Below are 7,408 nucleotides of genomic sequence, written 5' to 3' on the forward strand. Positions count from 1 at the left end.
GGTCTCTCTCACACGCCGCCCCGCCCCTGACGGCGGCGACGGCATGTCGGAGGCGGACGCCGTCTGGCCGCGGCGACTGCGTCGGCTCGTCCGTGCGAGTCTCATCCGCTGGCGGCGCCCCGACCTGGTGGAGACGGCGGAACTGCTGCTCACGGAGCTCGCGACCAACGCCCTGCGCCACGCACACGGCCCGGACATCGGTGTTCGGGTCCAGCTCCAGGACGACCAGCTCGTGATCGAGGTGAGCGACGGCTCCCCTCTCGTCCCCGTGCCACGCTGCGCCGGTCCCGACGACGAGAACGGGCGCGGGCTGCTCCTGGTCGAGGCGCTCGCCGGCGCGTGGGGCGTCAGCGCGGACGGCACGACGACCTGGTGCACCGTCCCCCTGGCCGATGGGCCCTGCGAGAGCGAGCCCGTCGCGGCGACCGCGCCGGTCTTGCGCGAGGTGCAGTTCGCCCTGCCCCCGGACTCCAGCGCCTCGACGATCGCCCGCATCTCCGGCCGGACCAGGCTCACGGTGCTGAACTGGCCCGGGAACGTCCACGCCGCGACCGACGTTCTCGGCTGCCTGGTCGACAACGCGGCCAAGCACGGCTCTTCCGCCGGTGAGGCCGGACAGCTGCTCTCCGTCCGGCTCAGTGTCACCGAGGCCCACGAACTGCTCATCGACGTCACGGACCCCGATCCGGCGTTCCCGGACTTCACCGATGCCGTGGACGGCGCCGTGGGGCGCGGCCTGTGGAACGCCCGGCAGCTCGGAGCCCGGCTCTCCTGGTTCATCGTCTCCGACAGCGCGGGCAAGACGGTACGCGCCACGATGAACGCCGGCTGGGTGGCCCTGTGACCGCGGTCGACGACGTGCCGAGGAACGCCGCGGGCGGGCCGATGGCGCCGTACGTGACGCCGTGGACGGGCGAAAGCGTTCTTGCCGCTTCCGTGACGGTCACCACGTCCGGTGTCGCCTACGCCGATCCCGTGCTGGACGCTCACGCGCGTGACCTGGACGGCATGCTGTGGGCTCTGTGCGCCGGCACGGCAACCGGGCGGCCCGAGTATGCGGCCGAGCTGCATCCCGGCCGGCAGCGGATCGCGATGGAGGGCCTCCTGTGCGCTGGCTGCGGGAAACCGGCCGCACGTGACGACCGCGGCATGCTGTGGATCCTGCCGCTCCTCGACCGCGTCGTGGACAGGCCCTGGGAGGACGTGCGCTCCGCGATTCCGCCCATGTGCGAGCCCTGCGCCGAGGTGGCGCCGATGCTCTGCCCGCGCCTGCGCAAGGGACATGTGCGGCTCCGGGTGCGCGAGGCCGAACTGATCGGTGTCCGCGGGACGCTCCACCCCCGCCCTGGCGCCCCGGGTCCCCCGGACTCCGACGCCGAGGTCCGCCACGACTCCCCCGAGGCGCCGTTCGTCATCGCCCGTCAGGCCGTACGCGAACTGCGCCGCACCACCGTCGTCGCCTTCCTCGCCGCCACACCCTGACCCCTCTCCGACGGCCCGGTGGATCCGACCGGTCCGCCGGACAGTCACCGGACAGTCCCGCGCGCGGTGCCCGCGTTGCGCGCTGCACCTGCCCTCGGCAGCGCGCAACGGGGGTCCCGCGGACTCCCCCGCCCGACCCTCGGGCGGCCGACTCTTCAAGGAGCTCAGCCATGACCACTGCCACCGCCACCGCCACTGCCACCGCGCCACTCACGACCGACACGCTCGAGGTCCCGCTCTCCGACGAGTGGGTGCTGGACACCACCATCACACGGACCCCGACCCCGATCGTCGAGGCCTGCGGCACCAACGACGGGTGCGCCCCGAGCTGCGCCTCGTCCTGCACGTCGAGCTGACCCGGCAGCCCGCTGGTGCGGGCGGTGCACGCTGCGCCGCCCGCACCAGCGATCACGCGATCACTCGATTACGGATGGAGGAACCCGTGAGCCAGCCGATCTACCGGCGGGACGATGACGCGCTCGTCCTGCGTGCCGCCGCAGCGCCGGCCAAGGCTCGCCCCTCGAGCTGGCCCGCCCTCGACTCGGCCGACGCATGCCGCCGATGGCTTGCCCGCGTCTGGGCCGACGGCACGTTCGCCGTGCCGCTGCGCGCCGCATCCCCACGCCTGGCCGACCACGTCGAGCGGATCCTGAACGGCGACGACGTTCCGCCGAAGAAGATCCGCAAGGTCACTTGCTCGGTCGCCGGGTACGTGCTGCGGGCCACGGGGCGTCCGACACCGTTCGGCCTATTCGCAGGCGTTGCCCTCGCCGAGGTGGGGCCCACGTCTGCCGCGATCGGCTCGGACCATCGGCCCGTCGCCCGTCCGGACACGCTGTGGGTCGACCATGTGCGCAGGGACCTGCAGGGCCGGGGCGACGTACTGCCGTACCTGACCCTCGGCATCAACTCCTTGGCCTTCCGCCGTGGCGGCACCATCAACACGCCCCGCTCGGGCGGCCGCATCGCAGGCGCCGGCATCACCCGGCCCGTGTCCGTCCTCCTGGAGGCGGCCACGGCACCGACGTCCGGCCGCGAGCTCCTGCGTCGGCTGGCCGAAGCAGGCGGCACTCCGGAGCAGGCCCGGCGTCTGATCGTGCAGGCCCTCACCGACGGGTACCTGACCAGCGACCTCGCCGCTCCCATGACCGTGGACGACCCCATGGGGCACATCCTGCGCGTCCTCACACCTCATCTGGCGGAGCTCGAGCCGGGGACCCGAAACGTCCTCGCCCACCTCCAAGAGATCCGCGGACTCCTTGCCGCGCACAACCGCGCATCGGGCCCCGACGCCCACAAGCTCCGCGAGACGGCCGACGACCGGATGCGGCTCGCCGCCGCGGAGAGCCGGAGCCGCGTCGGTCTCGACCTGGGGCTCGACGCCCGCGTACGCGTCCCGGCGCATGTTCTGGACGAGGCGGAGAAGGCGGCACACGCGCTCCTGCGCCTGACCCGCACGCGCGGCCCATCCCCGGTGTGGGCGGCGTACGCCACGCAGTTCTGGGAGCGGTACGGCGCCGGGGTCCTGGTCCCTGTCCGCGACGTCGTGGACCTGGCGACGGGTATCGGATTCCCCGCCGACTACCCCCTGTCGCAGTGGTCCCGTACACCGCCCGCGGTGCTGCCCCGTGACGAGAGACTCGCCGCGAAGGCGGCACAGGCGGTCATGGTCGGCACCCAGGAGGTCGTACTCACGGAATCGGACATCACGGACCTCGAGAACGTCGGGAACGTCGAGAACCGCGAAGACCTCGCCGGCCACGCCGGGACGACAGGACCGGTGGCGCCCCATGTCGAGATGGGGTTTCGCGTCCGGGCCGCCAGTCAAGAGGCGGTGGACCGCGGCGACTTCCTGCTGGACGTGCGCCCGGCCTGGACGGCGGGCGTCCTCTCCGGACGCTTCACCGCCGTACTGGGGCCCCGGCTGTCGGCCCCGTACCGGACACTGCCCACCATGACTGAGGGAGCACTGCCCGCACAGCTCTCCTTCGCGCCCGACTTCCCGCACGCGGAGAACGTCGCCCGCGTCCCCGCTCTGCTGCCCCACATCCTCAGCGTCGGCGAGCACCGTGAGCCGGCCGGCAACGTCATCGGACTGGACGACCTGGCGGTCGTCTCCACCGGCACGCGCCTGCATCTGGTCAGCGTCTCCCGGCGGCGCGTCGTCGAACCCGTCGTTCTGCACCCTCTCGCGCTCGAGAAGCAGGCCCCTCCCATGGCGCGTTTCCTGGCCATGCTCGGGCGCGGCTTCGCCACCGCATGGACCGCGTTCGACTGGGGCCCGGCCGCCGCCGCGCTGCCGTTCCTGCCCCGGGTCCGCCACCGCCGTACGGTCCTGTCCCCGGCACGGTGGATCCTGCCCGCCGCGTCTCTGCCCTCCGGTCCGTTCACCTCCGCCTGGCACGACGCGCTGACCGGCTGGGCCTCCGCCTGGCGCTGCCCGCCTCGTCTCGAGCTCCGCGACGACGACCGCTCCATGAGCCTCGATCTGGCCGAGCCGCTCCACGCACGCCTGATCCACCGGTACCTCCGGGCCCACGAGCACGCCATACTCACCGAGACCGTCGACGACGGCGACCTGGGGTGGATCGGGCACGCGCACGAGATCACGATGCCCCTGGCCGTCACCGGCCCCCAGGTACCGCACCCGGACCTGGCGGGAGCGCCGCTGCTGAAGAGCACGTGCCTGCACCACCCCGGGGACACGGGCACACGATGGCTGCAGGCGAAGGTGTTCACCCATCCGACGGCGATGGACGAGATCCTCACCGGGAGGCTGCCCGCTCTGCTCGAGGACCTCGGGACCGCCGACGTGTGGTTCGCGCGGTACCGCTCGCTGCACGAGACGGGCCACCTGCGCATCCGCGTCCCCGCCGACGGCGGGCCCGGATACCCGGGCACCCTGCGGAAGGTGGCCGCGTGGACCGGGCGGCTCACCGCCGACCGGCTCGCCTCCCACCTCGTCGTCGACGGCTACCGGCCGGAGACCGGCCGCTACGGCACCGGCCCCGCGATGGCCGCCGCCGAAGCCGTGTTCGTCGCGGACAGCCTCGTGGCACGCTACGCACTCACCGACGTTCCCTCACTCGCCACGGAAGTGCGGTGCGCCCTCGGCATGATCGACATGGCGGAGGGCTTCCTCGGCACCCGCGAAGGCCGGACATGGATGGCCGGCGCCCCGGCACCGCGGCCCAAGGGGCATCCCGAAGTCACCACCCGGCCCGCCGTCCGCCACGTGCGGTCCCATCCGCTGCTGACCGCCTCCCCACGGCTGGCGGCGGCCCTGGCGCAGCGCCGGGCCGCACTGGGCGCCTACCGGGCCCACGTCGACGGCCGACGCACCGAGCAGGTGCTCGAGTCGCTGCTGCACATGCACCACAACCGGATGACGGGTCCCGACCGTGTCGGCGAAGCCGCCTGCCGACACGCTGCCCGTCAGGCCTGCCGGTCCCTGACGGCACAGGGGGCAGCGTGATCCACGACGACCTGGGCAGCGGTCTGGCCGGCATCGCCCTGCACGAGATGGTGGTCGCCCGCGCCCGTGGCGACTGGCGCGCGGCCCACGCGGCGGCGCAGGCGGTCACCGCGCTGCCGTTGACCGGCCATCCCGACGAGGCGGGCCTGTACCGAGGGGTCCCCGCTGTCGGCTACGTCCTGCGCGTCGCCGGGCACCCCGCCTACGCGCGGACGCTCGCCGAGCTGGACGACGAGACGGCCGCGATCGCCGCCGCCCGCGTGGCTGCCGGGCAGCGGCGCATGGACCGCGGCCGGCCCGCGCGCATGGCCGAGTACGACCTGATCAGCGGAGTGACCGGTCTCGGCGTGTACCTGCTGCGTTCCGGACAGGACGCAGCCCTCGAGCACGTCCTGGACTACCTCGTACGGCTGCTCACCGAACCCGTCACCGCGGCCGGTCACCGAGTTCCCGGATGGTGGGCGGCCGACGCGCCCAGCGGCGTACTCGAGGACGGCCCGTTCGGCGCCGGACACGCGAACTTCGGCCTGGCGCACGGCGTGGCGGGCCCGCTCGCGCTCCTCGCCCTCGCAGGCCGGTCCGGGCACACCGTCGACGGCCAACAACGCGCCCTCGACGAGGGGATCGCCTTCCTCGTCCGCTGGGCGCAGCCACGCAACGGCGACGGCGGGGCCGTCGGATGGCCCGGCCCGCTCCCTCTGAACACCTTCCTTCAGGGGCCCGCCGCCGGCCTGCCGCCGTCGCGGCCGTCGTGGTGCTACGGCACACCCGGCACCGGCCGGGCCCTGCAACTGGCCGCGCTCGCCCGCCACAACGCCCTGGCACGCGAGACCGCCGAGCACGCCGTCCTCGGCTCCCTCACCGACCCCCGGCAACTCGCCCGGCTCGACGACGCCACCGTCTGCCACGGCTGGGCCGGATTGCTGCTGACCTGCGACCGTGTCGCCGCCGACGCCGTGTCCGACGGCATCGCACGCCGGTTGCCGAGGCTCCGCGCACAGCTCGACAGGCATCTGGTGCGGCACGCGACACCCCAGAACGTCGGCCTGCTCACCGGCAGCGCCGGCGTCCTCCTCACCCTGCACACCCTCAGCGCTCCCCGCCCCGTTCAGCCGGGGTGGGAGGCCTGTCTCCTCCTGAACTGAAAGGTCCACCGTGAACCAGACACCGACCGCCGCCGAGCTCCGCGACAACCTCGTCGACCAGATGATCCTGAACACCGTGAGCCTGACCTCCGACGTCGAACGCGCCCTGCGAACCGTGGGCCGCGAGACGTTCATCCCCGGTGTCGACCTCAAGGCCGCCTACGCCGACCAGGCCGTGACCATCAAGGACAACCCGAACGGGCCGCTGGCCCTGTCCTGCGCCTCGGTGCCGTCCGTCGTCGCGATGATGCTCGTCCAGCTCGACGTCCGGCGCGGTGACAACGTCCTCGAGATCGGCGCCGGAACCGGCTACAACGCGGCACTGCTCGCAGAGCTCGCAGGTGCTCCGGGACGGGTCACCAGCATCGACATCGACTCCGACGTGGCCCTGCACGCGCGCACCATGCTCGACCGCGCCGGGTACGAGCACGTGGACGTCATCGAACGCGACGGACTGACCGGCGCACCGGAGAACGCCCCCTACGACCGCATGCTGGCCGCCGTGGGCCTGTGGGACGTGCCCACGGCGTGGTGGGACCAGCTCCGCGAGGGCGGGCGCCTCGTCCTCCCGCTGCGCTGGCGGGGCCAGACCCGGTCCGTGGCCCTGACCCGGCGAGGCGGCACCCTCGTCTCCGACGACATGGCGCTGTGCGGCTTCGTCCCGATCATCGGGCAGGACGGGGAAAGGACGGCGGCCCTCGACGCGGACGACACGATCCGGGTCCACTACGACGAGGACCAGGCCGTGGACGTCGACGCGCTCGGGGACAGCCTGCGCGGCGACGCGCAGGGCATCGAGGCGCTGTCCGAGCAGCGTATCGGCGGGGAGGAGTCGTTCGACGGGGTGTGGCTGCGCGCCACCGCCGGCGACGACCGCGTGTGCCGTCTCGAGGTCACGCCCGACGCACTGACCCGGGAGCAGATCATCAGGCCGGCCATCCCCAGCCGAAGCCCGCTCCTCGCCGACGGCGGCTCCCTCGCCTACCTGATCGTCCGTCGCGAAGGCATCGACCCCCAGCGCCCGTTCCGGCTCGGCGCGGCCGCGTACGGCCCGCGCGCGCAAGCCCTCGCCCAGGACCTCATCGCGCACATCGAGACCTGGGGCGAGGCACGGACAGCCGTGCCCCGCCTGACCATCACCCCGGCCAACGGCTCGCCGGCTGCCGGACCGGGCCATGAGATCAGCAAGCCGGAGAGCCGGATCATGCTCACTTACTGGCTCTAACAAAAGCGGCTGATCATGAGTCTGTCGGCCTCTCTGCTCGTAGGTGTGGGTATGGGAAACCGTCAGTCGCGGCCGTGGATC

General features: G+C 73.1%; 6 protein-coding genes. All 6 read left to right on the forward strand.

Going from position 1 to position 7,408, the window contains the following annotated elements; genetic code table 11:
• The first annotated feature begins 43 nt into the window (after positions 1 to 43).
• Positions 44 to 844, forward strand: a complete 801-nt coding sequence (locus KUM03_RS12465) for an ATP-binding protein (protein ID WP_217247102.1) — start codon at positions 44 to 46, stop codon at positions 842 to 844.
• Entirely contained in the window at positions 841 to 1,482 is a 642-nt protein-coding gene (locus KUM03_RS12470) for a hypothetical protein (RefSeq protein ID WP_217247103.1), read from the forward strand. The genes KUM03_RS12465 and KUM03_RS12470 overlap by 4 nt, the downstream gene beginning before the upstream one ends.
• 170 nt (positions 1,483 to 1,652) lie before the next feature.
• Positions 1,653 to 1,838, forward strand: coding sequence for an FxLD family lantipeptide (locus KUM03_RS12475; protein WP_217247104.1), 186 nt, complete (start codon positions 1,653 to 1,655; stop codon positions 1,836 to 1,838).
• A gap of 86 nt (positions 1,839 to 1,924) precedes the next feature.
• Positions 1,925 to 4,957 carry a lantibiotic dehydratase gene (locus tag KUM03_RS12480; RefSeq protein ID WP_217247105.1) on the forward strand — a complete coding sequence of 1,011 codons (3,033 nt, stop codon included), beginning with the start codon at positions 1,925 to 1,927 and terminating at the stop codon, positions 4,955 to 4,957.
• The gene (locus tag KUM03_RS12485) at positions 4,954 to 6,102 is read left to right on the forward strand and encodes a lanthionine synthetase C family protein (protein ID WP_217247106.1); all 1,149 of its coding nucleotides are present in this window, start codon (positions 4,954 to 4,956) and stop codon (positions 6,100 to 6,102) included. Before KUM03_RS12480 ends, KUM03_RS12485 begins: the two co-directional genes overlap by 4 nt.
• A gap of 10 nt (positions 6,103 to 6,112) precedes the next feature.
• The gene (gene fxlM / locus KUM03_RS12490) at positions 6,113 to 7,327 is read left to right on the forward strand and encodes a methyltransferase, FxLD system (RefSeq protein WP_217247107.1); all 1,215 of its coding nucleotides are present in this window, start codon (positions 6,113 to 6,115) and stop codon (positions 7,325 to 7,327) included.
• Positions 7,328 to 7,408 lie beyond the last annotated feature (81 nt).

The sequence above is a fragment of the Streptomyces sp. AC602_WCS936 genome (genome assembly GCF_019049125.1).
Classification (GTDB): domain Bacteria; phylum Actinomycetota; class Actinomycetes; order Streptomycetales; family Streptomycetaceae; genus Streptomyces.

Bases quoted from the DNA above. Each gene is read 5' to 3' on its own strand.
- KUM03_RS12465 (WP_217247102.1), top strand. From the start codon at position 44: ATGTCGGAGGCGGACGCCGTCTGGCCGCGGCGACTGCGTCGGCTCGTC.
- KUM03_RS12475 (WP_217247104.1), top strand. From the start codon at position 1,653: ATGACCACTGCCACCGCCACCGCCACTGCCACCGCGCCACTCACGACC.